Here is a 23,970-nt window from a genome sequence, read left to right as displayed (position 1 = left end):
GGCATGGCTGAGGCGGAAAGCGCAATCGGCGCAAAACGTTTGGAAGCTTGTTATATTCCGATGCTCGACTACGCGGAAGCGTGGGAGCTCCAGAAAGCGTATGTGAAAGAAATCGACGAGGAGAAGCGCCCCGAGACGCTTCTCCTTCTTCAGCATCCGCCTACCTATACGCTCGGAACCGACCGGCATCCGGAACATTTGCTTCTAAACGAGGCGGAGCTAAAAGAGCGGGGCATTTCGGTTTACGAGATTGACCGCGGCGGCGACATAACATACCATGGGCCGGGACAGCTCGTCGGGTATCCGCTGCTTTATCTGGACGCGGCGAACTTGGACCTGCACAGCTATTTGCGGACGCTGGAGCAGTCGATCATCGACTGGCTCGCCGATTACGGCATCGAAGGCGGGCGAAAGCCCGAATATACGGGCGTATGGGTGGGCGACGAGAAAATCGCCGCCATCGGCGTCAAATTCAATCGGACCAGAACGAGAAGAGGCTTCGTAACGAGCCATGGGTTCGCGTTGAACATCAAGAGGGGAATCGAATCGGAAGGCTTTAGCGGCATTGTGCCTTGCGGCATCCGGCAGTTCGGAGTAACGTCGTTTAACGAGCTTACGGGTCTCGAGCTGACCGTCGAGGAAGCGGCTCAGCAGCTTCTCCCTCACTTCTGCCGGAGGTTCGGCTTCAGCGTGCCGAAGCTTACAGGAACGCGCTGATGCCGGACACGACGGTCGTAATGACAATGGCCGCAACGATGACAATGGAGACGATTCGTACAAGTTTTTGCGTATTCATGCGCTGATTCTCCTTTCCACCACATCAGAAAGTATACGTTTTCGAACTCGAAAACTCGCTCTCTGATTGGCGATAAAAATTACCGCTGAAGCGCGGTCGCTCATCCTTGAAATACTTCGATAGAAGGTTTATCTCAGATGGTTTGTCTCTTCATTATAAACGAAACGCCGCGAAGGAGGAAATGTAGATGATTAACAAGGAACGGGTCATCGGCGAGTTTATGGAGCTTGTTCAAATCGACAGCGAAACGGGGAACGAGCAGGAAATAAGCAAGGCGCTGAAAAGCAAATTCGGCGCGCTGGGACTGCAGCTCGAAGAAGACGACGCGGCGGCCAAAACCGGGCACGGAGCGGGCAATTTATTCGCGATGCTGGAAGGGACGTCCGCCGGCGCCCCTACCATATTCTTCACTTCGCATATGGATACCGTCAAGCCGGGAGCCGGCATTAAACCGATGCTCGGCGACGACGGCTATATCCGGAGCGACGGCACGACGATACTCGGCGCCGACGACAAAGCCGGCCTTGCCGCCATGCTCGAAGCGATTCGCGTGCTGAAGGAAGACGGCATCCCTCACGGCCCCGTCCAATTCGTCATTACCGTCGGCGAAGAGTCGGGCCTTGTAGGTTCGCGGGCGCTAGACCGTACGAAGCTGAAGGCGTCGTTCGGCTATGCGATCGATTCCAACGGCGAGATCGGCGCCATCGCGACGGCCGCCCCGTCGCAAGCGAAATTGACGATCGAAATTTTCGGCAAATCGGCGCATGCGGGCGTTAATCCGCAGGACGGCATCAGCGCCATCCAGGTGGCCGGCGCGGCGATTGCCGCGATGCCGCTTGGCCGGATCGACGAAGAGACGACGGCCAATATCGGCTCGATCGAAGGCGGGGGCGCGACGAACGTCGTATGCGACTACGTCAAGATGGTGGCGGAAGCCCGCAGCCTTGTGCAGCCTAAACTGGACGCCCAGGTCGAAGCGATGCGCGAGGCGGTTCGGAAAGCGGCGGAGCAGTACGGCGCAAGGAGCGAGGTGGACGTGAAACTCATTTATCCGTCCTACGGGTACGACGATGCGGACGAAGTCGTGCAGTTCGCCAAGAAAGCGATCGCGTCCGTCGGTTTGACCCCTCGTACGTTCCGGTCCGGGGGCGGCAGCGACGCCAACATTTTCAACGGCCTTGGAGTGCCGACGGTCAATTTGGCGGTAGGGTATGAAAATATTCATACGACAAACGAAAAAATAAAAGCGGACGATATCGTCAAGCTTTCCGAACTGATCGTGGCCATCGTTAAGCAGGCGGCTACGGCTTAACCGGAAGCTTCCGAACGGAAGCTTTCACCGGCTTATCCGCGATTCCGTTTGATTGGGCAGCCAGCTTGTTCAATTGATGGCGGATTTCCCACGCTTTGCCGACGAGCCGGAGCTGGGAATCGGTCACGTACATTTTCATAGCATTGCAACCTCCGTCGCTGAGAGATGGAAATACAGATCGTGCATCTAGTAGTAAGATGGTATGCGGGCATGGGACAAGTTATGCGCCGGTGCCGTTTTGCGCCCGGAGAATCGGCGAAGCTGCCATACTGCCGGGCCGAACGTAAAGGAGCTGATAACGATGGAAACGAACGAACATAGCGGCGGCTGGGTAGAAAAAACGGTGAAAACGGAGCGGATTTTCGACGGAAAAATCATTTCGCTGCAGGTGGATACGGTCGAGCTTCCGGAAGGAAGGACCGCCACGCGGGAAATCGTCAAGCATCCGGGGGCCGCTGCGGTGATGGCGCTGCTTGACGGCAAGCTGCTTGTCGTGGAGCAGTTCCGCAAGCCGCTGGAAAAATTTCAGGTCGAGATTCCGGCGGGAAAACTCGACCCTAACGAAGATCCGATTGTCGCGGCAGCCAGAGAGCTCGAGGAGGAGACGGGATACCGGGCCGAGGAGCTGAAGCCGGTCAGCGCCTTTTATACGTCGCCCGGCTTTGCCGACGAGAAGCTTTATCTTTATTTTGCGGAACGGATCGTTCCCGGGAAACTGAATCCGGACGAAGACGAATTTTTGCAAGTGCGGGCGATTACGATGGAGGATGCGGACGCCTTAATCGCCGAGGGGCGCATCAGCGACGCCAAAACGATATTGGCCGTCTATGCGTGGAAGCTGTACCGCCTAACCGGCCGAATCTAGATTAGCGCCATCGTTTCCGGAACGGCTGCCGCATACATGCTCTTTCTTCCGCATACATATGGCACATGAGGACGAGTATTAAGTCCTTCGTGAAGCGGAAATCAGAAGGAGAGACAGCCGATGCGACCGATGCCGCAATCGTATAATGTGACGCTACTCATTTTCGTAGCCGTATTGTTTGTTGTGGGAGCCGTCTTCGGAGGCTTGATGGTACATGCTTTAACGCTGGAGCAGCAGGAGGATCTGGCCGACGAGGTCGCCCGTTATATCGGGCAATTCGGCTCGAATGCCGCGGCGGCGGGGGATTCGGACGCTTTCTGGAGCCGCCTGCTGTTCCACGGCAAATGGCTGCTGCTCGTTTGGGTGCTCGGAGTGACGGTGGTCGGCGTCCCGTTTGTGCTGGCGCTCGATTTTTTGAAAGGCGCGCTCGTCGGCTTCGCCGTCGGCACGCTCGTAAGCGAGCATTCGTGGAAAGGCGTGCTGCTGTCGCTCGTGTCCGTCGCTCCGCCGAATCTGATTACGGTTCCGGCCATTCTGATGGCGAGCGTCGCTTCCCTTTCTTTTTCGTTATACGTCGTCAACAACCGGCTGCTGCGCCAAAGAGGGCCTCTTGCTCCGCAGCTTATATCGTTTACGGCTTCCACCGCGATAATGCTGGCGTTGCTGGCCGGCGCCGCTTTGCTTGAGACGTACGTCTCCCCCGTCTTGATCGGTTGGGTTGCGCCGATGTTTGCTTCCTCCTAGCGGCAGCCCGCATCGTTTGACTTCTTCGCTTGGATTCTCCTATAATAGAGGGGAATTTGCGCGTGAAGGGACAGACATGCGGCAAGGGGGAAAACATGGAAGCCCGAATCGAGAAAATCAAACAGCAGTTGCAGTCGCAGGGCTACAAGCTGACCCCGCAGCGAGAAGCAACCGTTCGTGTTTTATTGGAGAACGAAGACGATCATTTAAGCGCCGAAGACGTGTTTATGCTCGTGAAGGAGAAAGCGCCGGAAATCGGGCTTGCAACCGTTTACCGCACGCTCGAGCTGCTGAATGAGATGCACGTCGTGGAGAAAATCAATTTCGGCGACGGCGTAGCCCGCTTTGATTTGCGGACGGACAGCTCCAAGCATCATCATCATCATTTGATTTGTACCGAATGCGGAGCGATGGACGAAATTAAGGATGACTGGCTATTGCCTCTTGAAGAGCGCCTGGAGAAGGAATTCGGCTTTACGGTGACGGATCACCGCCTTGATTTTCAAGGGGTATGCAGCCGTTGCCAGAACAAGGACCATCCGGGCGAAACCGAATAACGATGAACGTGAAACAGCGGCTTCTGACGTCCGAACGGACGGCGGGGCCGCTGCTGTTGTTATTGGGTTAAAACGTTTGGCGCTTTAGCCAAACGACTAAGCCGCAGCCGCCGGCTTGGCTGGAGCGAAGTTCGGCGCACATGCGCCGTCCGCAGCCGCTATTCGCATATTCGACTTGCCCTATTCATAAATTGATAGGGACAAGACGGCCGTCAGCCGTTGTCGGAAAGGGGCTGGTGCGAATGATCTTCTCATTGCGCCGCTGGGTACCTCGGATCGTGTTTATGCTTCTCTTTCTCGTCTTGCTTCTGGTAGCATCCGGCGGCTACCGGCTGCTTAGGGAGGCGATAACGCCGATTCATCCTTATCGGGAGCCGAAAGGGCATGCCGTAAAAGTGCTGAAGCCGGAATCGGATACGCCGGAGAACGGCTCGATGGCGGATCGGCTCCGTTGGTTTTATTGGTACGGAGAGTAACAAACCTTCGGCTCGCAGCAGGAGAAGAAGAACCGCATGTTGAATATCAACATATTCCGAACCTCAATCGAAGCGAATTCGAGAAGTACAGTCGCGATTAGCGGCAGGTTTTTATGCCGATCGAAATTTTCAGTACGAACGCTCTGTACAGAATATATTTTCCGATGCGGTTAACGAAAGGACCGTTATGACAGACCACTATCAATCGTTTATCCACTATTTACGTGCGGAAAAGTCGCTCGCCCGCAATACGCTCCTTTCGTACGAGCGGGATTTGGCCGCGTACGCCGCTTTTTTAGCCGGGGAGCAAATCCACGACCCGTCGCGGGCGGAGCGCCACCATATTGCGCGATACGTGCTGACGCTGAAGGAAAGCGGGCGCAAGCCTTCGACTTTGACGCGGCATATCGTGACGATCCGGAACTTCTATCACTTTCTCGCTTTGCAGGGCGTCATTACGCAAGACCCGACGATCGCGATCGAAGCGCCCAAGCTGGAGGCGAAGCCGCCAAGCGTCCTTCCGGTCGAATCGGTATTTGCGCTGCTGGACGCCCCCGATCCGTCGACCCCGGCGGGCAAACGCGACAAAGCGATGCTTGAGCTGCTGTACGCGACGGGCATACGCGTCTCCGAGCTGATTATGCTCGACGTGGACAGCGTCAATCTGCAGCTCGGCATTATCCGCTGCTTGGGAAGCGGCGGGAAGGAACGGCTCATTCCGTTCGGCAAAATGGCGGAGGCTGCGTTGTCGGATTACATGACCGGGGCAAGAGAGCGGCTGTGCAAGGATCCGAACGGCGAAAAAGCGCTGTTTCTCAATCATCTCGGGACGAGAATGACACGGCAAGGTTTCTGGAAAGTTATAAAAAAGACGGCCAAAGAAGCGGGCATCGGAACCGAAATTACGCCGCATACGCTGCGTCATTCGTTTGCCGCTCATTTGATAGAAGGAGGGGCGGATTTGCGTTCCGTGCAGGAGCTGCTTGGCCATGCGGACATTTCGACGACGCAGCGCTACAGCCGCGTCACGAAACTCCGGATGAAAGAAGTTTACAATAACGCTCACCCGCGCGCATAAGCTTACATTACGAAGGAGCAAGGACATATGCCATCTCCATTTCGACGCATTACCGTAATCGTATTGGACAGCGTCGGCATCGGCGAGCTGCCGGATGCCGCCTCGTTCGGCGACGCGGGAGCCCATACGCTGGGCCATATTGTCGATCGGGTGCCCGGTATCCGGCTCCCCCATCTGAGAAGATGGGGGCTTGACCGCATCGCGCCGCTCGGCGGCTGGCCGCAGCCGGAGGAACCGTCCGCCGCATGTTACGGCAAAATGGCCGAAGCGTCGGCCGGCAAAGACACGATGACGGGCCATTGGGAATTGATGGGGCTGCACATCAAGGTGCCGTTCCGGACATTCCCGAACGGTTTTCCGCAGGAGTTGATCGAGGAGTTCGAGAAGCGCACCGGCCGGAGCGTCATCGGCAATAAAGCGGCCAGCGGAACCGCCATCCTGGACGAGCTTGGACCTCAGCAGATGGAATCGGGGGCGTGGATCGTGTACACGTCGGCGGACAGCGTGTTCCAAATCGCCGCCCACGAAGACGTCATTCCGCTGGAGGAGCTTTACGCGGCTTGCCGCATCGCGCGGGAGCTGACGCTGGACAGCCGGTACTCGGTAGGACGCGTTATCGCACGGCCGTATATAGGCACGCCGGGAGCCTTCAAGCGGACGCCGAACCGGCACGATTACGCGCTGAAGCCGCCGGCTCCGACGGTGCTGAACGCGTTGTCCGATCAAGGGTTCGATACGATTGCCGTCGGCAAAATCAACGACATTTTCGACGGCGAAGGCATTACGGAAGCGGTGTCGACTACTAGCAATTCAGACGGCATCGACAAAACGCTGCAAAAGCTGCAAACGCCATTTAGCGGGCTGTTGTTCGTGAACTTGGTCGATTTCGACTCCTTGTACGGGCACCGGCGCGATCCGGAAGGCTACGCCGCCGCACTGGAGGAATTCGACCGCGCCGTTCCCGAGCTGGAACGGCTTGCCGGGCCGGACGATCTGATCGTCGTAACGGCCGATCACGGCAACGACCCGGTACACCACGGAACCGACCATACGCGGGAATACGTTCCGATTCTGCTGTACAGCCCGTCGTTTAAGCGGACGGGGCGCCTTGCGACAAGAGCGACGTTCTCGGACGTCGGCGCGACGATCGCCGACAATTTCGGCGTTCGGCTCCCGGATAACGGAACGAGCTTTTTGCCCGAACTCCGGACAATTACGACATAAAGCTGCGTCTCCCATCCCGCAGATTTTCGTTGTAACAAAACTGTAACAAACGGCTCGACTCATTATGACAGTTTTTTTCCAATCACCGTCGTATAATGTCTATGATAACTGAAAGATGCGGAGTGGGAGAGAAGTGGACAAGCGGTTGATGTTGGAAATGGAAAACTTACGGCTGCAAATGGTCGAAACGGCGCTGGATAAAGAGGATTTTCTGCATTGCGAGGTGCTGCAGCTAAGCCAGTCGCTGGACGTTCTGATCGTCCGGGTACAAGAAGAGCTTGCGCTTGCACGGGAAAAATGAGCGACGAACGGAGTGGATCTCAAGTTGAGAGCGGTTGATCTTATAGCTAAAAAAAGGGACGGTGCCGAACTTTCCCATGATGAATTGGCTTTTTTGACGGACGGCTATTGCAGGGGCGACATTCCCGATTACCAAATGTCTGCTTTTGCGATGGCGGTCCTTTTTCGCGGGATGACGCCGGCGGAAACGGCTTCGCTGACGCTGGCGATGGCCCGGTCCGGCGATCAGGTCGATCTGTCGCCTATTCCCGGCATCAAGGTCGACAAGCACAGCACGGGGGGCGTAGGGGACAAAACGACGTTGATCGTCGCGCCTCTTGTCGCCGCGGCGGGCGTTCCCGTAGCCAAAATGTCCGGCCGGGGGCTTGGACATACCGGCGGTACGATCGACAAGCTCGAATCGATACCGGGTTTCCGCGCCGAGCTGCAGCGGGAAGCGTTCCTTGCGCAGGTGAGCGAAATCGGCATCTCGGTTATCGGCCAGAGCGGCAATCTGGCTCCGGCGGATAAGAAGCTGTACGCGCTGCGGGACGTGACGGCAACGGTAGAGTCCATTCCGCTAATTGCCAGCTCCGTGATGAGCAAAAAAATCGCCGCCGGCGCGGATGCGATCGTGCTGGACGTCAAAGCCGGCAGCGGGGCGTTCATGAAAACCGCCGCCGAAGCGGAAAAGCTGGCGCAAGCGATGGTTCGGATCGGAACGGAGGTCGGCCGGCAGACGGCCGCGATCATCAGCGACATGGATCAGCCTTTGGGCTATCGGATCGGCAACGCCCTCGAAGTGCAGGAAGCGATCGAGACGCTTCAAGGAATCGGGCCGGAAGATTTAACTTCGTTATGTTTGACGCTGGGGGCCCATATGGCCGTATTGGGCGGTGTATCGGCGTCCGTGGACGAAGCGAAGGAGTTCTTGAAGAGTAAGCTTGCAAGCGGCGAAGCGCTTGAGAAGTTCAAGGCTTTCGTCGCCGCGCAGGGCGGAGACGCCACCGTCGCGGACGATCCGACAAAGCTGCCTCAAGCGTTCTATGAAGTGGAGGTTGCGGCCGACGCCCAAGGCTATGTCGCTTCAATCGATGCGGAGCGTCTCGGCCATGCGGCGATGCTGCTCGGCGCCGGCCGGGCGGCGAAGGACGACGCCATCGATTACGGCGTCGGATTGACGCTGCGGAAGAAGGCCGGAGATCCGGTCAAGATCGGCGAAACGATCGCCGTCATGCACGTCCGTACGCCGTCCGGCTTCGAAGACGTTATGGAAAAGGTGCGAGCGTCTTATGTCATCCAGGCGGAGAAGCCTGCCCTGCGGCCGCTTGTTCTTTCGGTCGTAACGGCAAGCGGCGTGAACCGTTTCGTCTGAACGCGGCCTTCGCATCCTTGAATGGCCTCGGGTAGAGGTTTTCTCATTAACGCGCACCATAACCCGATAATCGCATAAATTCGACACACCGTTGTTTGCGGTTCGCTTTTTGAATAAGCGTTCCGTAAACGCGGTGTTTTTTTGTAAACGGAGAAGCGCGCATGGAATATTTTTCTTCAAACAAGCCGACAATGGGAAGGAACTATAGCCGATTTGCGGCTCCTTTCTCGCGGAAGGAGGGGCCAAACAGACTTAGGAGGATACCTGTACTATGAGAATGTTCAAGCTACTGTTAGCTGCAGCCGTCATTGCGATGGGGCTCGTTCCGGCCGCGGATTCGGGGCATGCGATCGCAGCGCCCGGCGAGGCACCCGCGAAGGAATCGCCCGCTTCTCCGAATCTGGCGGCATCCGCCCGTTCTGCCATTCTGATCGATGCGGATACGGGCACGGTTATTTTCGAGAAAAACAGCCACGACAAGCTGCCGCCGGCCAGCATTACGAAAGTGATGACGATGCTGCTGATCATGGAGTCGATTGAAAGCGGCAAAATCAAAATGTCGGATAAAGTGACGGCAAGCGAATACGCTTCCTCGATGGGCGGGTCGCAAATTTTTTTGGAGCCCGGCGAAGAAATGACCGTAGAGGAGCTTCTGAAAGGGATCGCTCTTGCATCGGGCAACGACGCCTCGGTGGCGATGGCCGAAAAAATTGCGGGAACCGAGCAGCAATTCGTCGAGATGATGAACGCGAAAGCGCGGGAGCTGGGCCTTAAAGACACGCATTTCGTCAATTGCAACGGCTTGCCCGCCGCCGATCATTACACTTCCGCGCACGACATTGCGGTGATGAGCCGCGAACTGTTGAAGTATGAGGAAATTACGAAATTTACGGGCTTGTATCAGGACCATTTGCGCAAAACGTCCGAGAAGCCGTTCTGGCTCGTGAACACGAACAAGCTGGTCCGCTTCTACAGCGGTGCCGACGGTCTGAAAACCGGTTATACGTCGGAAGCGAAATATTGCTTGACCGCTACGGCCAAGCGGGACGGATTCCGCGTTATCGCGGTCGTGATGGGAGAGCCCAACACGAAGACGAGAAACGCCGAAGTAACGCAAATGTTCGATTATTCGTTCGCGCAATATATGAATTATCCCATTTTCAAGCCGGGTGATACGATCGGCGAGGTGAAGATCGAGAAAGGCGCAGTCCGGACGCTGCCGCTTGTCGCCGGCGAATCGTACGGCATCCTTCTTCGCAAGGGCACGGATACGAAGGAGATCCGGTACGAGCTGAAGCTGGACGCAACGTTGAAAGCCCCGGTCGCCAAAGGCCAGAAAATCGGCACTCTGGTCGTCTATCAAGGCAATCAGCAAGTGAAGCAATTTCCGCTGGAGGCTCCGGAAGATATCGCCAAAGCGGGGTTATGGACGATGGTGAAGCGATCGCTGGGCGGGCTGTTTTCGTAATCGGGATCATTCGCCGCTTCTCGCCGGCGACATCGGATGATGTCGTCCGGCCGCGGTTTTTTTGTCAACTATTAGCCGGCTTCTTCTAGTTTTGTCGCGGAGCAGGAAAAGCGCAAAGCGAAAGAGAAATGCTAGTTCAATCCAGATCAATAGACGAGCGAAGGAGTGAACAAGCCGCTATGAGCCTGCAATTGGAATTGGAGCATTACCGCAACGTGCTTATCGTCCGCCTGTATGGAGAGCTGGACCATCATACGGCAGATATCGTCCGCTATAAAACGGAGGAAGCGATCATGAGAGGGACAAGCAGCCATATCATTTTGAACCTGGAGAGCTTGCAGTTTATGGACAGCTCGGGCCTCGGCGTCATTCTCGGGCGCTACAAGCAAGTGAAAAGCAGGGGCGGCAAGATGGTCGTCTGCGGCGTGAACGCGAACGTTCACCGGCTTCTGGAAATGTCCGGGTTGTTTAAAATTTTGGATATTTACGACAATGAAAGAGCGGCAATTTCCAGTTTGGAGGTGGTATCATGAGCGAGCGCAACGAAATGACCTTATCCTTCAGCGCCCGTTCGGAGAACGAGGCGTTTGCGCGGATTGCGGTAGCGGCTTTCGTATCCCAGCTTGATCCGACGATGGACGAGCTTAACGATTTGAAAACGGCGGTGTCCGAAGCGGTCACGAACGCCATCATTCACGGCTACGACGGCAACCCGGAAGGCGTTGTTACGATCGAAGCCTGCATCGACGGAGACGCCGTATCGGTCGTCGTTAGCGACAAAGGCAAAGGAATCGAGGATCTCGAGCTGGCCAGACAGCCGCTCTACACTTCGAAGCCGGAGCTGGAGCGCTCGGGCATGGGCTTTACCATTATGGAAAATTTCATGGATCAGTTCGACGTGGTCAGCGAGCTGAGCGGCGGAACGAGGGTGTCGATGATGAAACGAATCGAATCGAAGAAAGCGCTGTACAATTAGCGGCTGAGGTGAGCCCATGGACGTTGACTTGAAACAAACGGCTCAGCCGTATTTGGACGACGCGGAGGTTAAGCGGCTGATCGCTTTGAGCCAATCGGGCGACACGATCGCCCGCGATACGCTGGTGCAGTGCAATATCAGGCTCGTTTGGTCGGTCGTGCAGCGGTTCATCAACCGGGGCTACGAGCCGGAGGATCTGTTTCAGATCGGCTGCATCGGCCTGCTGAAGTCGGTCGACAAGTTCGACTTGTCGTATGACGTGAAATTTTCGACGTATGCCGTTCCGATGATCATCGGCGAAATCCAGCGGTTTCTCCGGGACGACGGCACGCTTAAAGTGAGCCGGTCGCTCAAGGAGACGGCCAACCGTGTCCGCAAAATGAAAGACGAGCTGTCGAAGACGCTCGGACGTCTGCCTACCGTCAAGGAAGTGGCCGACAGACTGGGCATTTCGCCGGAGGATGTCGTATTCGCCCAGGAGGCGAACAAGCCTCCCGCTTCCATTCACGAAACGGTGTTCGAAAACGACGGCGATCCGATCACGCTGATGGACCAGATTGCGGACGATTCGCAGGAGCGGTGGTTCGACAAGCTTGCGCTGGTCGAGGCGATCGAAGGGCTTAACGAGCGCGAGCGGCTCATCGTTTATTTGCGGTATTACCGGGACAAAACCCAATCGGAGGTCGCCAGCCGCCTCGGCATATCCCAGGTTCAGGTTTCAAGACTGGAGAAAAAAATATTGCAGTCCATCAAAGACCAGATCGCCCAATGAGGCGGCTGGTCTTTTTGGCTTTCTTGCGCGAGAACGGGTTAATCGAATTTGCCCGGTAAGGCATGTTTTTGAAAGCTGACGAACTCGGAGAAGAGGCGAAGCGATAGGGATGAGGCGGGTCAAAATTAAGCATACTAAGGAGGAAATGGCTGGCGGCCCAAGCGGCTTCGCGGCCGCAAGGAAATTCAAAAGGATGATGAGAGATGGAGAATGCGAGCAAGCCGGTCCTCTATCTGCGTCTGAAGAAAAAAGTGGTTATTCGGCCGGACAGAACCGTGACGCTCGGGATGATCGCCAGGCTGCTGGCGGACAACGAAGAGACGGAGCAGGCCATGAAGGAAATGCAGGTGTATCGCCATCATGCCGGGGAAGGGAACCGGGCGGTTCTCGACATTTTGCATATCGTCAAAGCCATCAAGCAGCACTCGCCGGAGCTGACCATCGAGACGTTCGGCGAACCGCAGGTGCTCATTATCGTTTCGGGCAAGCCGCCGAAGCCCCGCATCCTCGTGCTCGCGGCCGCATGGCTGCTTCTTTTTTTCGGGGCGGGGCTCGCGATTATGAACTTTCATACGGACGTCAGCATGAAGGAGGTTCAAATCCGGCTCGTCGAGCTTATTACCGGCAAGCGGGTCGATCATCCGCTATGGTTTCAAATCCCGTATTCCGTCGGAATCGGGCTCGGGATGGCCGTTTTTTTCAACCATCTGTTCCGCAAAAAGTTTAACGAAGAGCCTAATCCGCTCGAGGTCGAGCTGTATACGTACCAGGAAAATCTTAACGCATACGTGATTGCCGAGGAAATGAGCAAAAAGAACGGCAGCGGGGAAGAGGACGCTCATGGCTGACTGGGTTCCCAATCTGTTCGTGGCCGTGTTGGGGTTTTCGGGCGGTCTCGCCGTCGGCAGCGCGTCGGTGGCGCTGCTCATCGTGTTTGACCTCATCCCCCGTCTTGCCCAGCTTGGGAACGCGTTCAGGAAAGCCGTCTGGTTCGAGACGGCGGTCGTATGCGGATCGCTGTATTGGACGGCGGCCGATTTTTTCGAATGGCGGTTCGGGCTGCCGGATACTTGGCCGCTTATTTTGCCTGGGCTGTTGGACGGTGTGTTTGTCGGCATGCTTGCGGCCGCGCTTACGGAGGTCATGAACGTGCTCCCGATTATGGCCAAACGTCTGCATCTGTCCAAGTACACCGTCGGATTGGTTATGGCCATGGTGCTCGGCAAGCTCGCGGGGTCTTTGTTTGATTGGCTTTGGTTCCAATGGTGAAAGCATCCAAAAAGATTATACAGCGGGGTGAAGGCAGATGCCGAACAATTACGAGGATCGCGATCGATACGGTAAAAGCGGGCAGGATGGAATGCTTGAGGACTTCGTTGCGATGAACCGCGGACAGCGGGAATTCGAAGAGTCCGGCACGGGCGAGTTCGGCCGCCGAGAGGAATACGGCCGCCGAGAGGAATACAGGCGAAGCGAGGAGTACGGTCGGTCCGGGCTGCCGGAAGGCGATCGAACCGGCGAACGCCGGGACGGCGGCAAAAAAGGGATGATAACCGGCCAAGTGACGGCAAACACGTCGAAGGCCGAGGACGAGGGGCTGCACCCGATTCCGGACGATATCGACAAGGTGCTTGAGCGGCTGAGGAAAGAAATCGGCCTTGGCGTCAGCTTCGACATCGTCGTCCGCGAGATGACGTTCGGCGAACGAAGAACGGCGTTTTTTTATATGAACGGCTTGACGAGCAATCAGATTTTGAGCGGGATGATTAAGCGGCTTACGTTCCTGCATCCGGACAATGTGTCCGGGGACGCCTTTAAAGCTTTTTTCAACGAATTCGTACCGGCGGCGCAAGCAAGCGAACAGCCGGACTGGAACAAGATGCTGACGAGCGTCATGGCCGGAGACACCGCTTTTTTCATTGATGGGGAGCCTTATGCGATCATAATCGACGCCAAAAGCTTTCCGGCCAGAGGACCGGAGGAGCCGTCCATCGAAAGGGTCGTTCGCGGAAGCCGCGACGGCTTTACGGAGACGCTTATGGTCAACGTATCCCTGATCCGGAGAAGGCTCCGCGATCCGATGCTCCGTTACGAGCTGATCCGGGTCGGCGAAAGAACGCAGACGGATATATGCGTCGCGTACATCGACGATCTGGTCGATAAGGAGCTGCTGGAGTCGATCAAGGACAAAATTAAGGCGGTCCAGCTGGACGGCTTGCCGCTGGCGGACAAGCAGCTGGAGGAAGCGACGTTCAGGCTGGGCTGGAACCCGTTTCCGAACGTGCGCTACTCGGAACGTCCGGACGTCGTGTCGTCGCATCTGCTCGAAGGCTCCGTCATCGTGCTTGTCGATACGTCGCCGAGCGTCATGATTCTGCCGACGACGTTTTTCGATCTAGTCCAGCATGCCGAAGAGAACCGGCAGACGCCGTTTATGGGCACCTATCTCCGGTGGGTTCGCTTCCTTGGAATATTCGCTTCGCTGTTTATGCTGCCGCTATGGCTGCTTTTCGTCATGCATCCGGAATACAAGCCCGGCTGGCTCGGCTTTGTCGGTCCGCAGGAGACGGGCAAGCTGCCGCTTGTCGTCCAGTTTCTGATCGCGGAGCTTGGCGTCGATCTGATGCGCATGGCTTCGGTCCATACGCCGACGCCGCTGGCTACGGCCATGTCTCTCGTCGCCGCCATTCTGATCGGAGATATCGCGGTCAAGACGGGCGTGTTCGTTAACGAGGTTATCTTGTATATGGCGGTTGCGGCGATCGGCATGTTCGCGACGCCGAGCTACGAGCTTGGGCTCGCCAACCGGCTGGTCCGGCTGCTTCTTATCGTCGCGGTCGCTTTTTTCAAGGTTCCGGGGCTCGTTATTACGTTCACGTGCATCATGATCCTGCTGTGCTTGAACCGTTCGTTTAACCGGCCCTACATGTGGCCTTTCATCCCGTTCGACATGAACGGGTGCGCCAATATTTTGTTCCGCGTTCCGGTACTTCGGAATAAGCGCCGTCCCAATAACTTGCGGCCTCAGCAGCTGGAAAAAATGCCTGACCCGGAGTGACCGCAAAATACAAATCTATTGCTAATTTATCCATATCTCTCGCGGATAGAATATTATATACTGATGCTATAGATGCAAATGATATTATTCTATCCAGGCGGCCCGGGCTTTTGGACATGTCCTGCCTTCTCCGCCGATAAAGCGAGGGGAATTATAGATGTTCTTGCATGGAACGAGCAAAATAAACGAACTAGGCCATTTGGAAATTGGCGGCAACGACGTGACCGATCTGGCCCAAAAATTCGGCACGCCGCTCTATATCGTGGACGAAGCGCTGGTCCGCCAGCGGGCCCGCGAATATGTGGAAGCTTTCAAAGCTTCCGGCTTGAAGTTTCAGGTCGCTTACGCGAGCAAAGCGTTCAGCGTGATGGCGATGTGCGCCATCGCCGAACAGGAAGGGCTGTCGCTTGACGTCGTCTCGGACGGCGAGCTGTACACCGCTCTGCAAGCCGGTTTTCCGGTCGAGCGCATTCACTTCCATGGCAATAACAAGACGCCCGACGAAATCAACATGGCGCTGGATGCGGGCATCGGCTGCTTTGTCGTGGACAACTTCGTGGAGCTGCAGCTGCTTAACGCGCTTGCCGGCGACAAAGGCAAAAAAGTCAACATCCTGCTGCGCGTGACGCCGGGCGTCGAGGCGCATACGCACGATTACATCTCGACGGGCCAGCAAGATTCGAAGTTCGGCTTCGACATCGGCAACGGAGCTGCGCGTCAAGCGATCGAGGAAGCGATGAAACTTCCGAACCTCGTCGTTTTGGGCGTACACTCCCATATCGGCTCGCAAATTTTCGAGGTGGAAGGCTTCCGGATGGCGGTGGACAAAGTAGCGCAGTTCGCCGTTTCCGTTCGCGCGGAGCTTGGCTTGACGTTCAGCGTGGTGAATCTCGGCGGGGGCTTCGGCATTCGTTACGTCGAAGGAGACAAGCCGCTTCCGATCGCCGAATATGTCGGCGCGATTACGGATGCGGTTGTTACAAACTTTACGGCCGCGGAATATCCGCTGCCTGAAATTTGGGTAGAGCCGGGCCGCAGCATGGTCGGCGACGCCGGCACGACGCTCTATACGGTCGGCACGAGCAAAAATATTCCGGGCGTCCGCAAATATGTGGCCGTCGACGGCGGCATGACGGATAACCCGCGTCCTGCACTGTATCAATCGAAATACGAAGCCGTCCTCGCGAACCGTGCGAACGAGCCGGCCGAAGAAACGGTATCGATCGCCGGCAAATGCTGCGAAAGCGGCGATATGCTGATCTGGGACCTGGAGCTTCCGAAGGCGAATCCGGGCGACCTGCTTGCCGTATTTTGCACGGGCGCTTACAACTACGCGATGGCGAGCAACTATAACCGGATCCGTCGTCCGGCCGTCGTATTCGTTCAAAACGGCGAAGCCGATCTTGTCGTAAAGCGCGAGTCGCTGGACAACATCGTATGCAACGACGTGATTCCGGCGCGTCTGAGCAAAACCGGAGTTGCGAAGTAAGGGTGTTTTTTGGTAACGTATAGTTTACCGGACCTTGAAAAAAGCCAGCCATGCTGTCTACTTGTAGGCGGGGCTGGCTTTTTTGAATCTCGCCGAAGACCGTCTGTCCTTCCCCAAGGACAACGTAACTGTCGGCTTGATCGTCAATATGGATACGAAAGGTAGATGCGATTATGGCAAAACAAGCAAAAATTACGCTCGAAGGCGGCGGAGAAGTCATTTTGGACCTGTTCGAAGCGGACGCGCCTAATACGGTGGCTAACTTCGAGAAGCTGGCGAACAGCGGATTTTATAACGGTCTGACGTTCCATCGCGTTATTCCGGGCTTTGTGGCGCAAGGCGGCTGCCCGGTCGGCAACGGCACCGGCGGTCCCGGCTACACGATCAATTGCGAAATCAATCCGAACAAGCACGAACGCGGCACGCTTGCGATGGCGCACGCCGGACGCAATACGGGCGGCAGCCAGTTTTATATTTGCTACCAGCCTCAGCCGCACCTGGACGGACAACATACCGTATTCGGCAAAGTGGCAAAAGGCATGGAGCATGTCGATACGTTCAGAAACGGCACGAAAATGGAAAAGGTCGAAGTATACGAAGCTTAAGTCGCGGCGAATGTCCATCGGACGAGCATATCGCTTAAGAATTACGTTTCGAAAAGTAGACTTTTGTAAGCAGCCTTTTCGTTACTTGTTTACAAAAGCATTGTAACAGCTGCCTTCGGGATCGGAATAACTTCCCTGAGGCGAAGAAGCCGCCAAAAACCTTGCTATAACTCGGTTTTTGGCGGCTTTTTTATTCACGGATTCGACAGGGAATTGGGGTAAGCAAGGATTATCGCTGCGCTACAGATTTCTGGAGGTGTAAAAAGAAGGCGGTAATCCAAATTGAGATAAGCATCAGAATTAAGTAACCGCAGAACAAATAGACAAAGTTCATCCATTCATACATTCTGAACAAATCGAGCCATGTGAGTATGGGCTTGAAAATGAAAGCAAGGAAGGCAGAAACAAGGGTCAAATAAAGGTACCGGTTTTTGTTGTTATTTATTGTCCATTGATATACAAGCATGTACACAACGGGAACAAGGGAGACATCCAAAACAAAACTAACCGGCGTAAATGGGATAACGTAATAAGGATAGTTCCATAGTCCGCGAAGAACTCCAAATTGGTCGATATTTGTAAACCATACGTGGACATTAAATCCGAAAAAGCCAATTAACAAAGCCTTTTTCTTATCAATTAGAAAATACAAGGCTATTAAAGGAAGGACAAGAAAAGCAATGTTGACCCAAAATTGCCAAGTACCTGCATTTGAAAAATGCCCCCAATAATCAAACGACTCGTTTGTAAATGTTTTCTTTAGTTCTCTTAGCTTTTCAAGAGCAGTATCCTGAGTCATTCATTTATAACCTCATTTCCTTGGAATGAACAAAGTATTTCTCAAAAGTTGGTGATTAATGCACTTTGTTGAAACATGGAACCGGGAGCATGATGGCGGAAAGTACCGAAAAAATAAATACAGACGCACCAGGCGGCCCCCGCGGCAAATCATGGAGAAGAGACGCTTTTAACGAAGGATGAGAGGGGAAATGAAAAGTAAAGTTAAAAAAGCAGGATTATATATTCTTGCTTTTTCGTTTCTTCAGTGGTAACATTTCATTCAAAGTTAATGTGTTCTTGTCAGAAACAGTTGGTAGGAACACCATTGATAACAAGTCAAATGATAAAGCTGCCTTCGGGGTCGGGTGAAATTCCCAACCGGCGGTGATCGGACATGTCGCTTGCGAACCGGACAACCGGCCGCAAGCGCGAGTCCGTCAGTCCGTGACCCGGGCCGCTTCGATTCGAACGCAACAATGCATCGAAGAAGAAGCGGAACGGTGGACCCGGTGCAATTCCGGGACCGACAGTATAGTCTGGATGGGAGAAGGAGAAGCTTTTCGGAATACGCATAGCCGTTCGTTCTGGTATGGATGTGAATGGTTTCACATTTATGTCGTGCTTGTCGTCGACGGATATGCCGCACCTGCCGGAGTAAGGAGCTTGTTAGAGCTGCTCCTTTATTTGAGTCGGCTTTCGAACGGCCGGTTCTTCGTTCCGCTTCTTCATGCGAATCGGAACGGATAGCCTTGTTTGGCGGTGCGCCGAAGAAGCTCTGATAGATCCCCCCCGTTGGCAAGCTGCTGCCGAAGGGGGGATTTTTGCGTCTATATGGATATTTTGAACGACGAATATTATATGAACCTCGCGCTTGAGCTTGCCCGCAAAGCGCAAGGCCAGACCGGCATCAATCCGGTTGTCGGCTGCGTCATCGTAAGGGAAGGACGGATCGTCGGCGTCGGAACGCATTTGAAACGGGGCACCGGACATGCGGAAGTGCATGCGCTCCGGATGGCCGGGGAGGAAGCCGAAGGCGCGACCGCTTACGTGACGCTGGAGCCATGCAGCCATTACGGCAAAACCCCGCCTTGCTGCGAGCGGCTGATCGAGGCGAAGGTGCGGCGCGTCGTCGTAGCCGCCCAGGATCCGAATCCGCTTGTTGCCGGCCGGGGCATCGCGCGGCTGCGCGAGGAGGGCATCGACGTTACGGTCGGCCTGCTCGGGGAGCAGTCGACGCTCATGAACGAGAAGTTCAATAAATATATAACGACGAAGCTGCCGTTCGTCACTTTAAAAACGGCCAGCACGCTGGACGGTAAAATCGCCTCGCGCACCGGCGACAGCCGCTGGGTCACCGGCGCGGCGGCCCGCGAGCAGGTTCACACGCTTCGGCATCAGCACGAAGGCATCATGGTCGGCATCGGCACGGTGCTGGCCGACGATCCGCAGCTGACGACGCGGGCATCGGTCGACGCGATCGACCCGGTGCGGATTATCGTCGATTCGCGGCTTCGGCTGCCGCTGGAAGCCCGGGTCGTCACGGACCGTTCGGCAAGGACGGTCGTTCTTGCCGCGGAAAGCGCCGATCCCGATAAGCGCCGAGCTCTTGAAGCCGCCGGCGTCGAGGTCGTGATTTGCGGCTCCGGCGGTCAGGTCGATCTTCCCGAGGCGATGAAGAAGCTTGGGGAGATGGAGATCGGCTCGATCCTGCTCGAAGGCGGCGGCAAGCTGAACGGCGCAATGCTGGAAGCGGGATTGATCGACAAAATCGTTTTGTATTACGCGGCGAAAATTATCGGCGGCCAGGAAGCTCCCGGCACGTTTACGTTCGAAGGATTCGAGCGGATGGCGGATGCCGTCCGATTGGAGAGAGTATCCGTCGAAATGGCCGGCGAAGACATTTGCGTGACCGGTTATCCGGCAAATCGGAAACAATAGGCATTAAAGGGGCGTGAGGTTATGTTTACCGGACTTATCGAGGAAGTCGGCCGCTTGAGGAAAGTGTTCCGCCAAGGCGAAGCGCTTGTGCTGACGGTTGAGGCTTCCAAAGTGCTCGAAGGGGTGGCGATCGGCGACAGCATTGCGGTTAACGGCGTATGCCTGACCGTCATCTCCTACGACCGGACTTCCTTTACGGCCGACGTCATGCCGGAAACGTTCCGCAAGACGAACCTGCAGCAGCAGCGTCCCGGTTCGCCGCTAAACCTGGAACGGGCCATGCCGGCAAACGGCCGTTTCGGCGGTCATATCGTACAAGGTCATTGCGACGGGACGGCCGTTATTACGGGAAGGGAAACGGATGCGAACGCGGTCGTGTTTTCGCTAAGGCTGAGCTCTTCGGAATCGCTCCGCTACGTCATCCCGAAAGGATCGATTACGATCGACGGCATCAGCTTGACCGTCGTAGATACGGAAGGCGACGGCTTTCGGGTATCGATCATTCCGCACACGCTTGCGGAAACCGCTTTGCAGCACAAAAAGCCGGGGGATACGGTCAACATCGAATGCGACGTCATCGGCAAATACGTCGATCATCTGCTGCGGTTTAAGGATGAGACGCCCGCTGCGCGCCGCGGCGGGTTAACGACAAGCTTTTTGGCGGAAAACGGGTTTCTGTAAAATCCTTAGATTCATGAGTCAGAAGCCGTTAAAGGAGGGGAATTAACATGAGCTTTAACACGATAGATGAAGCGGTAGCCGATCTGAAGGCGGGCAAACCCGTTATTGTCGTCGACGACGAAGACCGCGAGAACGAAGGGGATTTGGTTGCGCTGGCCGAATTCGCCACTCCGGAAGTAATCAACTTTATGATTACGGAAGGGCGGGGGCTCGTATGCGTTCCGATTACGCAGGAGCGAGCCGCGCAGCTGGATTTGCCTCCGATGGTGAATCGGAATACGGACTATCACGGGACGGCGTTCACGATATCCGTCGACCACGTCTCCACGACGACCGGCATTTCCGCACACGAAAGGTCGCTGACGGTAAAATCGTTTATCGATCCGGCGGCAAGGCCGTCGGATTTCCGCAGGCCCGGCCATATGTTTCCGCTAATCGCCAAGGACGGCGGCGTATTGCGCCGCGCCGGCCATACGGAAGCGGCGGTCGATCTGGCGCGGTTGGCCGGGTCGGCGCCTGCCGGCGTCATATGCGAAATCGTCAAGGAAGACGGCACGATGGCGCGTCTGCCCGACCTGCTGGAATTTAAAGAGAAGCACAATTTAAAGCTCATTACGATTCAGGAGCTGATTCAGTACCGCAGCGCCAAGGAGAAGCTGGTGCACCGCGCCGTCGACGTCTCGCTGCCGACCGACTTCGGCGATTTCCGGGCCATTGCCTATACGAACGACGTCGACGGCAAGGAGCATGTCGCGCTTGTCAAAGGCGAATGGAATCCGGACGACGCCGTACTGGTCCGCGTCCATTCGGAATGCTTGACGGGAGACGTCTTCCATTCCCACCGGTGCGACTGCGGACCGCAGCTTGAAGCCGCCCTGCGGCAAATCGATGAGGCCGGGCAAGGCGTATTGCTTTATATGCGTCAGGAAGGACGCGGAATCGGCTTGATCAATAAGCTGAAAGCGTACGTGCTGCAGGAACAGGGGCTGGATACGGTCGATGCCAACTTGAAGCTGGGCTTTCCGGACGACTTGCGGGATTACGGCATCGGAGCGCAAATTTTGAAGGATCTGGGCATCTGCAAGATGCGCCTTCTGACGAATAATCCTCGCAAAATAAAAGGCTTGGAAGGGTACGGCATTCAGGTGACGGAGCGCGTGCCGATCCAAATGCAATCGAACAAGGACAACGACCGCTATTTGCGGACGAAACAATCCAAGCTCGGCCATATGCTGCATTTTGAATAAGGATGCTTAAGCGAAAGCTTCCGAAGCAAGTTTTGTTCGAAGTCAATACGATGAAGCAATGCTCACAAAACTAAGCGAAAGCTTCCGAAGCAAGTTTTGTTCGATGCCAATACGAAGAAGCAAATCCTCACAAAACTAAGCGAAAGCTTCCGAAGCAAGTTTTGTTCGATGCCAATACGAAGAAGCAAATCCTCACAAAACATTAAGGAGATGTAAATCATGCCACATGTATACGAAGGACATTTAGTATCGTCGGGATTGAAATATGGAGTCGTCGTCGGACGATTTAACGAGTTTATTTCTTCAAGGCTGCTTAGCGGGGCGCTTGACGCGTTCACGCGGCACGGCGCAGCGGAAGGCGACGTCGAGGTCGCCTGGGTGCCGGGCGCTTTCGAAATTCCGTTAATCGCGCAAAAAATGGCGGAAAGCGGCAAATACGACGCGGTTATTACGCTGGGCGCCGTTATCCGGGGATCGACGCCGCACTTCGACTACGTGTGCAACGAAGCGGCCAAAAACGTTGCGGCCGTAGGAATGAAAACGGGCGTTCCGACCATCTTCGGCGTCCTGACGGTCGACTCGATCGAGCAAGCGATCGAGCGCGCCGGAACGAAGGCGGGCAACAAAGGCTACGAAGCGGCCGTTTCCGCAATCGAGATGGCGAATTTGGTCAAGCAGCTTCGGGCTTAAGTCCCGGATCATCCTCTGCAAGTTCCGAAAGCCCCCTTTCCGTCCCGGGAAGGGGGCTTTACCTTAAACGAGGTTATCGGGTAATATTATGGGGCGGGGTTTGATGAGACAGGCAGGAGGAATAAGGATGACGGTGCTTTACAAGCTGGATTCTTTTGAAGGACCGCTTGATTTATTGCTCCATTTAATCGATAAATCCGAAATTGACATACAGGATATTTCAATCCACGAGATTACCGATCAATACATGGAATATTTGGACGCCATGAAAGAGCTGGAGCTTGACGTCACGAGCGAGTTTCTCGTGATGGCCGCAACGCTGCTTTCCATCAAAAGCAAGCAGCTGCTGCCGAAGCCTCCGGTGTTCGAGGACGATTTCATGGACGAGTGGACCGATGAGAGCGAGGAGCTCGACCCGCGGGACGAGCTTATTCAAAGGCTGATCGAATACAGGAAATTCAAGCAGATTGCCGAGCAGCTGAAGGAAAGGGAGCTGACGCGCAGTCTCGTTTACATGCGCGAGCCCGAAGATTTGACCCCTTATATGAAAGAAGCCCCGGTCAACCCGGTTGAAGGCATACATATCAGCGATCTGATCGCCGCGTTTCAGAAGGCGCTGCGCAGGGCGGCAAGGCGGACGATCGTCGCCACCGTGCAGCGGGACGAAATATCGGTGAAGGATCGGATACGGGACATTGTGGAGGTTCTTAAGCAATACGAAACGGTTCGATTCTCCCGGCTCATTCGGGAAAATATGAACAAGCACGAGATTGTCGTCACCTTTCTGGCCATACTGGAGCTGATGAAGATGAGACATATACGCTGCTTCCAGCATCAATTGTTTGACGATATCGTCATTCATTGGAGAGGGGAAATGACGGAGAATGGATTACTCGAAGCTGAAATCGATTATTGAAGGGTTGCTGTTTATGGCCGGCGAAGAAGGCCTTACGAAACGGCAATTGGCCGATATATTGGAGCTGGACGCCGATCTGGTGGCGGATTTGATCTACGATCTTCATCGCGATCTGGACCGGGAAGGTCGGGGAATTCAACTGGCGGAGGTCGCCGGGGCTTACAAGCTGACGACGCATCCGGAGCATGCGCCGTATTTCGAGCGGATGGCTTATTCGCCGACGAGGTCGCATTTGTCGCAGGCGGCGCTCGAGACGTTGTCCATTATCGCTTACCGTCAGCCCATTACCCGAATCGACATCGAGGAAATCCGCGGGGTCAAAAGCGACCGGGCGATCGCTTCGCTGGTCGCAAAGGATTTGATCGAAGAGGTCGGGCGGGCGGAAGCGATCGGCAGACCGATCTTGTACGGTACGACCAAGTCGTTTCTCGATTATTTCGGGCTCTCCAGCTTGAAGGCGCTGCCCGATCCGGGACATGTGAGCGTCGAGGACGCGCTGGAGGAACAAACGCAAATGCTGTTCGAACGGCTGGACGAGCGGCAGCTTACGCTGGACGAGTTCACGCCGGTTCCCGAGCCGAACGAAGAGACCGGTTAACGCCGGCATCATGCATGAGAAAACAAGGCCAAGCCATACTATATTC

At 55.6% G+C, this 23,970-nt stretch carries 28 protein-coding genes and 1 riboswitch; of the genes, 25 read left to right on the top strand and 3 right to left on the bottom strand.

Annotation, left to right across the window (positions count from 1 at the left end; all coding sequences use genetic code 11):
• The first annotated feature begins 3 nt into the window (after positions 1-3).
• Positions 4-717 carry a lipoyl(octanoyl) transferase LipB gene (gene lipB / locus ACFSW5_RS17450; RefSeq protein WP_379275748.1) on the top strand — a complete coding sequence of 238 codons (714 nt, stop codon included), beginning with the start codon at positions 4-6 and terminating at the stop codon, positions 715-717.
• Here the strand turns inward: lipB and prli42 are convergent.
• A complete protein-coding gene (gene prli42 / locus ACFSW5_RS17445) occupies positions 701-796 on the bottom strand; it encodes a stressosome-associated protein Prli42 (RefSeq protein WP_379275746.1) in 96 nt (31 codons plus the stop codon). The two genes, lipB and prli42, sit on opposite strands and share 17 nt — an antisense overlap.
• Before the next feature lie 187 nt (positions 797-983).
• Here prli42 and ACFSW5_RS17440 point away from each other — a divergent pair, with 187 nt between their 5' ends.
• Positions 984-2,108 (top strand): M20/M25/M40 family metallo-hydrolase, encoded by a 1,125-nt coding sequence (locus ACFSW5_RS17440; protein WP_379275744.1) that lies wholly within the window; start codon positions 984-986, stop codon positions 2,106-2,108.
• Here the strand turns inward: ACFSW5_RS17440 and mciZ are convergent.
• Positions 2,098-2,247, bottom strand: coding sequence for a Z-ring formation inhibitor MciZ (gene mciZ / locus ACFSW5_RS17435; RefSeq protein ID WP_379275742.1), 150 nt, complete (start codon positions 2,245-2,247; stop codon positions 2,098-2,100). The genes ACFSW5_RS17440 and mciZ overlap by 11 nt on opposite strands.
• A 162-nt stretch (positions 2,248-2,409) precedes the next feature.
• On the opposite strand from mciZ, the gene ACFSW5_RS17430 reads away from it, so the two are divergent.
• From ACFSW5_RS17430 to ACFSW5_RS17350, 17 genes are all read left to right on the top strand, one after another.
• Positions 2,410-2,973: an NUDIX hydrolase gene (locus tag ACFSW5_RS17430; RefSeq protein WP_379275739.1), complete on the top strand. Its 564-nt coding sequence runs from the start codon at positions 2,410-2,412 to the stop codon at positions 2,971-2,973.
• Positions 2,974-3,093: 120 nt separating this feature from the next.
• Positions 3,094-3,717: a stage II sporulation protein M gene (gene spoIIM / locus ACFSW5_RS17425; protein WP_379275736.1), complete on the top strand. Its 624-nt coding sequence runs from the start codon at positions 3,094-3,096 to the stop codon at positions 3,715-3,717.
• Between the two features lie 95 nt (positions 3,718-3,812).
• Positions 3,813-4,274, top strand: coding sequence for a ferric iron uptake transcriptional regulator (gene fur, locus ACFSW5_RS17420; protein WP_379275779.1), 462 nt, complete (start codon positions 3,813-3,815; stop codon positions 4,272-4,274).
• Between the two features lie 242 nt (positions 4,275-4,516).
• Positions 4,517-4,750, top strand: a complete 234-nt coding sequence (locus ACFSW5_RS17415; protein ID WP_379275733.1) for a DUF4227 family protein — start codon at positions 4,517-4,519, stop codon at positions 4,748-4,750.
• A gap of 187 nt (positions 4,751-4,937) precedes the next feature.
• Entirely contained in the window at positions 4,938-5,828 is an 891-nt protein-coding gene (gene xerD / locus ACFSW5_RS17410) for a site-specific tyrosine recombinase XerD (RefSeq protein ID WP_379275728.1), read from the top strand.
• Between the two features lie 27 nt (positions 5,829-5,855).
• The gene (gene deoB, locus ACFSW5_RS17405) at positions 5,856-7,052 is read left to right on the top strand and encodes a phosphopentomutase (RefSeq protein ID WP_379275725.1); all 1,197 of its coding nucleotides are present in this window, start codon (positions 5,856-5,858) and stop codon (positions 7,050-7,052) included.
• Between the two features lie 133 nt (positions 7,053-7,185).
• Positions 7,186-7,353 carry an aspartyl-phosphate phosphatase Spo0E family protein gene (locus tag ACFSW5_RS17400; RefSeq protein WP_379275723.1) on the top strand — a complete coding sequence of 56 codons (168 nt, stop codon included), beginning with the start codon at positions 7,186-7,188 and terminating at the stop codon, positions 7,351-7,353.
• A gap of 24 nt (positions 7,354-7,377) precedes the next feature.
• Entirely contained in the window at positions 7,378-8,706 is a 1,329-nt protein-coding gene (locus ACFSW5_RS17395; protein ID WP_379275720.1) for a pyrimidine-nucleoside phosphorylase, read from the top strand.
• Between the two features lie 271 nt (positions 8,707-8,977).
• Positions 8,978-10,174 carry a D-alanyl-D-alanine carboxypeptidase family protein gene (locus tag ACFSW5_RS17390; RefSeq protein ID WP_379275718.1) on the top strand — a complete coding sequence of 399 codons (1,197 nt, stop codon included), beginning with the start codon at positions 8,978-8,980 and terminating at the stop codon, positions 10,172-10,174.
• A gap of 179 nt (positions 10,175-10,353) precedes the next feature.
• Complete coding sequence (gene spoIIAA / locus ACFSW5_RS17385) at positions 10,354-10,707, top strand: anti-sigma F factor antagonist (protein WP_379275716.1); 354 nt, start codon at positions 10,354-10,356, stop codon at positions 10,705-10,707.
• Entirely contained in the window at positions 10,704-11,150 is a 447-nt protein-coding gene (spoIIAB, locus tag ACFSW5_RS17380) for an anti-sigma F factor (protein ID WP_379275714.1), read from the top strand. The genes spoIIAA and spoIIAB overlap by 4 nt, the downstream gene beginning before the upstream one ends.
• A 16-nt stretch (positions 11,151-11,166) precedes the next feature.
• A complete protein-coding gene (gene sigF / locus ACFSW5_RS17375) occupies positions 11,167-11,922 on the top strand; it encodes an RNA polymerase sporulation sigma factor SigF (protein WP_379275711.1) in 756 nt (251 codons plus the stop codon).
• 203 nt (positions 11,923-12,125) lie between these two features.
• Positions 12,126-12,770 carry a stage V sporulation protein AA gene (locus ACFSW5_RS17370; protein ID WP_379275709.1) on the top strand — a complete coding sequence of 215 codons (645 nt, stop codon included), beginning with the start codon at positions 12,126-12,128 and terminating at the stop codon, positions 12,768-12,770.
• Complete coding sequence (locus tag ACFSW5_RS17365; RefSeq protein WP_379275707.1) at positions 12,763-13,191, top strand: stage V sporulation protein AB; 429 nt, start codon at positions 12,763-12,765, stop codon at positions 13,189-13,191. The genes ACFSW5_RS17370 and ACFSW5_RS17365 overlap by 8 nt, the downstream gene beginning before the upstream one ends.
• A 37-nt stretch (positions 13,192-13,228) precedes the next feature.
• Positions 13,229-14,980: a spore germination protein gene (locus tag ACFSW5_RS17360; RefSeq protein WP_379275705.1), complete on the top strand. Its 1,752-nt coding sequence runs from the start codon at positions 13,229-13,231 to the stop codon at positions 14,978-14,980.
• A 157-nt stretch (positions 14,981-15,137) separates the two neighbouring features.
• The gene (gene lysA / locus ACFSW5_RS17355) at positions 15,138-16,469 is read left to right on the top strand and encodes a diaminopimelate decarboxylase (RefSeq protein ID WP_379275703.1); all 1,332 of its coding nucleotides are present in this window, start codon (positions 15,138-15,140) and stop codon (positions 16,467-16,469) included.
• Between the two features lie 173 nt (positions 16,470-16,642).
• Complete coding sequence (locus ACFSW5_RS17350; protein WP_379275701.1) at positions 16,643-17,074, top strand: peptidylprolyl isomerase; 432 nt, start codon at positions 16,643-16,645, stop codon at positions 17,072-17,074.
• Between the two features lie 229 nt (positions 17,075-17,303).
• Here ACFSW5_RS17350 and ACFSW5_RS17345 read toward each other — a convergent pair whose 3' ends face one another.
• A complete protein-coding gene (locus ACFSW5_RS17345) occupies positions 17,304-17,873 on the bottom strand; it encodes a CBO0543 family protein (protein WP_379275699.1) in 570 nt (189 codons plus the stop codon).
• Between the two features lie 328 nt (positions 17,874-18,201).
• Positions 18,202-18,410, top strand: a riboswitch (FMN riboswitch).
• A gap of 275 nt (positions 18,411-18,685) precedes the next feature.
• Here ACFSW5_RS17345 and ribD point away from each other — a divergent pair.
• From ribD to scpB, 6 genes are all read left to right on the top strand, one after another.
• Complete coding sequence (ribD, locus tag ACFSW5_RS17340; protein WP_379275697.1) at positions 18,686-19,792, top strand: bifunctional diaminohydroxyphosphoribosylaminopyrimidine deaminase/5-amino-6-(5-phosphoribosylamino)uracil reductase RibD; 1,107 nt, start codon at positions 18,686-18,688, stop codon at positions 19,790-19,792.
• Between the two features lie 21 nt (positions 19,793-19,813).
• A complete protein-coding gene (gene ribE / locus ACFSW5_RS17335) occupies positions 19,814-20,473 on the top strand; it encodes a riboflavin synthase (protein ID WP_379275695.1) in 660 nt (219 codons plus the stop codon).
• A gap of 47 nt (positions 20,474-20,520) precedes the next feature.
• On the top strand, positions 20,521-21,720 hold the full coding sequence (locus ACFSW5_RS17330; protein WP_379275693.1) for a bifunctional 3,4-dihydroxy-2-butanone-4-phosphate synthase/GTP cyclohydrolase II: 1,200 nt from the start codon (positions 20,521-20,523) through the stop codon (positions 21,718-21,720).
• Positions 21,721-21,939: 219 nt separating this feature from the next.
• Positions 21,940-22,410 carry a 6,7-dimethyl-8-ribityllumazine synthase gene (ribH, locus tag ACFSW5_RS17325; RefSeq protein WP_379275690.1) on the top strand — a complete coding sequence of 157 codons (471 nt, stop codon included), beginning with the start codon at positions 21,940-21,942 and terminating at the stop codon, positions 22,408-22,410.
• 127 nt (positions 22,411-22,537) lie between these two features.
• Positions 22,538-23,326 carry a segregation and condensation protein A gene (locus tag ACFSW5_RS17320; RefSeq protein WP_379275688.1) on the top strand — a complete coding sequence of 263 codons (789 nt, stop codon included), beginning with the start codon at positions 22,538-22,540 and terminating at the stop codon, positions 23,324-23,326.
• Positions 23,295-23,924, top strand: coding sequence for an SMC-Scp complex subunit ScpB (gene scpB / locus ACFSW5_RS17315; RefSeq protein ID WP_379275686.1), 630 nt, complete (start codon positions 23,295-23,297; stop codon positions 23,922-23,924). Before ACFSW5_RS17320 ends, scpB begins: the two co-directional genes overlap by 32 nt.
• The last annotated feature ends 46 nt before the right edge of the window (positions 23,925-23,970 follow it).

This window comes from Paenibacillus thailandensis, from assembly GCF_042685365.1.
Lineage (GTDB): Bacteria > Bacillota > Bacilli > Paenibacillales > Paenibacillaceae > Paenibacillus_AP > Paenibacillus_AP thailandensis.
The sequence above is the reverse complement of the archived record's forward strand: the minus strand, read 5'-3'. Positions and strand labels throughout refer to the sequence as shown.

Coding starts and splice junctions, on each gene's coding strand:
- spoIIAB (WP_379275714.1), top strand. CDS start 10,704: ATGAGCGAGCGCAACGAAATGACCTTATCCTTCAGCGCCCGTTCGGAG.
- fur (WP_379275779.1), top strand. CDS start 3,813: ATGGAAGCCCGAATCGAGAAAATCAAACAGCAGTTGCAGTCGCAGGGC.
- deoB (WP_379275725.1), top strand. CDS start 5,856: ATGCCATCTCCATTTCGACGCATTACCGTAATCGTATTGGACAGCGTC.
- spoIIM (WP_379275736.1), top strand. CDS start 3,094: ATGCGACCGATGCCGCAATCGTATAATGTGACGCTACTCATTTTCGTA.
- ACFSW5_RS17320 (WP_379275688.1), top strand. CDS start 22,538: ATGACGGTGCTTTACAAGCTGGATTCTTTTGAAGGACCGCTTGATTTA.
- ACFSW5_RS17370 (WP_379275709.1), top strand. CDS start 12,126: ATGGAGAATGCGAGCAAGCCGGTCCTCTATCTGCGTCTGAAGAAAAAA.
- ACFSW5_RS17350 (WP_379275701.1), top strand. CDS start 16,643: ATGGCAAAACAAGCAAAAATTACGCTCGAAGGCGGCGGAGAAGTCATT.
- ACFSW5_RS17415 (WP_379275733.1), top strand. CDS start 4,517: ATGATCTTCTCATTGCGCCGCTGGGTACCTCGGATCGTGTTTATGCTT.
- ACFSW5_RS17440 (WP_379275744.1), top strand. CDS start 984: ATGATTAACAAGGAACGGGTCATCGGCGAGTTTATGGAGCTTGTTCAA.
- spoIIAA (WP_379275716.1), top strand. CDS start 10,354: ATGAGCCTGCAATTGGAATTGGAGCATTACCGCAACGTGCTTATCGTC.
- mciZ (WP_379275742.1), bottom strand. CDS start 2,247: ATGAAAATGTACGTGACCGATTCCCAGCTCCGGCTCGTCGGCAAAGCG.
- scpB (WP_379275686.1), top strand. CDS start 23,295: ATGGATTACTCGAAGCTGAAATCGATTATTGAAGGGTTGCTGTTTATG.
- ribE (WP_379275695.1), top strand. CDS start 19,814: ATGTTTACCGGACTTATCGAGGAAGTCGGCCGCTTGAGGAAAGTGTTC.
- lipB (WP_379275748.1), top strand. CDS start 4: ATGGCTGAGGCGGAAAGCGCAATCGGCGCAAAACGTTTGGAAGCTTGT.
- ribD (WP_379275697.1), top strand. CDS start 18,686: ATGGATATTTTGAACGACGAATATTATATGAACCTCGCGCTTGAGCTT.
- ACFSW5_RS17360 (WP_379275705.1), top strand. CDS start 13,229: ATGCCGAACAATTACGAGGATCGCGATCGATACGGTAAAAGCGGGCAG.
- prli42 (WP_379275746.1), bottom strand. CDS start 796: ATGAATACGCAAAAACTTGTACGAATCGTCTCCATTGTCATCGTTGCG.
- ACFSW5_RS17345 (WP_379275699.1), bottom strand. CDS start 17,873: ATGACTCAGGATACTGCTCTTGAAAAGCTAAGAGAACTAAAGAAAACA.
- lysA (WP_379275703.1), top strand. CDS start 15,138: ATGTTCTTGCATGGAACGAGCAAAATAAACGAACTAGGCCATTTGGAA.
- ACFSW5_RS17330 (WP_379275693.1), top strand. CDS start 20,521: ATGAGCTTTAACACGATAGATGAAGCGGTAGCCGATCTGAAGGCGGGC.
- ACFSW5_RS17365 (WP_379275707.1), top strand. CDS start 12,763: ATGGCTGACTGGGTTCCCAATCTGTTCGTGGCCGTGTTGGGGTTTTCG.
- ribH (WP_379275690.1), top strand. CDS start 21,940: ATGCCACATGTATACGAAGGACATTTAGTATCGTCGGGATTGAAATAT.
- sigF (WP_379275711.1), top strand. CDS start 11,167: ATGGACGTTGACTTGAAACAAACGGCTCAGCCGTATTTGGACGACGCG.
- xerD (WP_379275728.1), top strand. CDS start 4,938: ATGACAGACCACTATCAATCGTTTATCCACTATTTACGTGCGGAAAAG.
- ACFSW5_RS17390 (WP_379275718.1), top strand. CDS start 8,978: ATGAGAATGTTCAAGCTACTGTTAGCTGCAGCCGTCATTGCGATGGGG.
- ACFSW5_RS17430 (WP_379275739.1), top strand. CDS start 2,410: ATGGAAACGAACGAACATAGCGGCGGCTGGGTAGAAAAAACGGTGAAA.